This window comes from Streptomyces sp. NPDC002958 (genome assembly GCF_055563255.1).
The window spans coordinates 1-1,827 of the sequence record NZ_JBVHDS010000077.1; the positions used below are offsets into that span (position 1 = coordinate 1).

Annotated in this window: 2 protein-coding genes; both read right to left on the reverse strand. The window is 71.6% G+C overall.

The genetic code is table 11. The features are described 5' to 3' along the window. Nucleotides 1–638: beta-ketoacyl synthase N-terminal-like domain-containing protein (locus tag ACZ3IC_RS34140; RefSeq protein ID WP_467422614.1), on the reverse strand; the 638-nt coding region annotated here is incomplete at its 3' end. A gap of 35 nt (nt 639–673) precedes the next feature. Continuing rightward, on the reverse strand, nt 674–1,827 hold a 1,154-nt coding region (locus ACZ3IC_RS34145), incomplete at its 5' end, for a beta-ketoacyl reductase (RefSeq protein ID WP_467422612.1).

Consider the following 1,827-nt stretch of genomic DNA (forward strand, 5'->3'; position numbering starts at 1 on the left):
GAGGCCAGGTGCAGGGCGACCAGGGAGGAGGAGCAGGCGGTGTCGACCGACACGGCCGGGCCCTCCAGGCCCAACGTGTAGGCGACCCGGCCCGACAGCACGCTGGTGGTCGTGCCCGTCAGGCGAAAACCTTCCAGATCGGGCGGCATCTGGCCGCCGTAGTCGGAGGTCAGGGCGCCGCAGAAGACACCGGTGTTCGAACCGCGCAGGGAGGTGGGGTCGATGCCCGAGTCCTCCAGGGCTTCCCAGGCGGCCTCGAGGGTGAGGCGCTGCTGCGGGTCGATGGCGAGGGCCTCGCGCGGACTGATCCCGAAGAAGCCCGCGTCGAAGTCGCCTGCCGAGGCTACGAACCCGCCGCCGCTCGCGGAGATCTTGCCGGTCCGCTCGGGATCGGGGTCGTAGATCCCCTGCTCCCAACCGCGGTCTCCGGGCAGCGCCGAGACGGCGTCGCGGCCCTCCGCGACGAGCTGCCACAGCTCCTCGGGCGAGGTCACCCCGCCCGGGTAGCGGCAGCTCATGCCGACGATGGCCAGCGGCTCGATGTCCCTCTGCTCCAGCTCGCGGACGCGGCGGTTGGCGGTGCGCAGCTCTCCGGTGACCTTCTTGAGGTACATGCGGAGCTTCTGCTCGTCGGTCATCGAGCGGCTGCTCTGCTGGTCAGCCGTACCCTGGGTCACGATCCGAGCTCCTTGTCGATCAACTCAAACATCTCTTCGTCGGACACGTCGTCGAAGTTCTCGACGAGGTCCTGGTCCGCGTCGTCGTGGTGGTGGGCGGCACCGCCGAGGACGGACCACAGTCGGTTGTTGAAGGCGCGGAGCCGTGGCTCCAGTTCGGCCAGTTGCGCGCTGTCCCCGGCCAGTTCGGTGAGCAGGGCCTCGACCTTCTGCAGCTCCTCCTCGAACGGGGAGAGGCTCTGCTGCGTCGTGGGTCCCCCGAGGCCGGCGAGGATGTAGGCCGCGACGGCACCTGAGGTCGGGTGGTCGAAGACGAGGGTGGAGGGGAGCCGTACGCCACCGGCCTGGGTGAGGCGGTTGCGCAGCTCGACACCGGCGAGGGAGTCGAAGCCGAGCTCCTTGAATGCCCGTTCGGGATCGACCGCCTCCGGCGAGGAGTGCCCGAGTACGGCCGCGACCTGCGCTTGCACCAGCTCCAGGACGATCCCCGGCCGGTCCGCCTCGGGCGCCGCCGCCACTCGCTGCGCGAGGGTTCCGCCGCCCGCCGTCTGCTCCCGGCGCGCCGGGGCCCGTACGAGACCCCGCATCAGGGCCGGCAGCATGTCCGCCCGGGCCTGGGCGCGCAACGCGGCCTGGTCGAGGAGTACGGGCACCGCAAGGGCGCCGTCCACCTGCCGGGCGTGGTCGAAGAGCTCGAGGCCGAGGTCGTTGGGGATGGCCCCGACGCCCATGCGTGCCCAGCGAGCCACGCTGTTCTCGTCGAGCAGGCCGGCCATGCTGCGCTCCTCGGCCCACAGGCCCCAGGCCAGCGAGGTGGCCGGCCGCCCCGCCGCCCGGCGCCGGGCGGCGAGGGCGTCGAGGGTGGCGTTGGCGGCGGCGTAGTTGCCCTGGCCGGGGCTGCCGATGATGGCGGCCACCGACGAGAACAGAAGGAACTCGGAGAGTTCGGCGTCCGCCGTCAGCTCGTCCAGGTGCAGGGCGGCGTCCAGCTTCGGGCGCATGACGCGCTCGATCTGAGCGGGAGTCAGGGCCTCGACGGTGCTGTCGGAGACGATGCCCGCGGCGTGGACGACGGCGGTCAGGGGGTGCTTCAGGGATGCGATGAGGTCGGCGAGTTGGTCGCGGTCGGTGACGTCGCAGGTGGCGATGT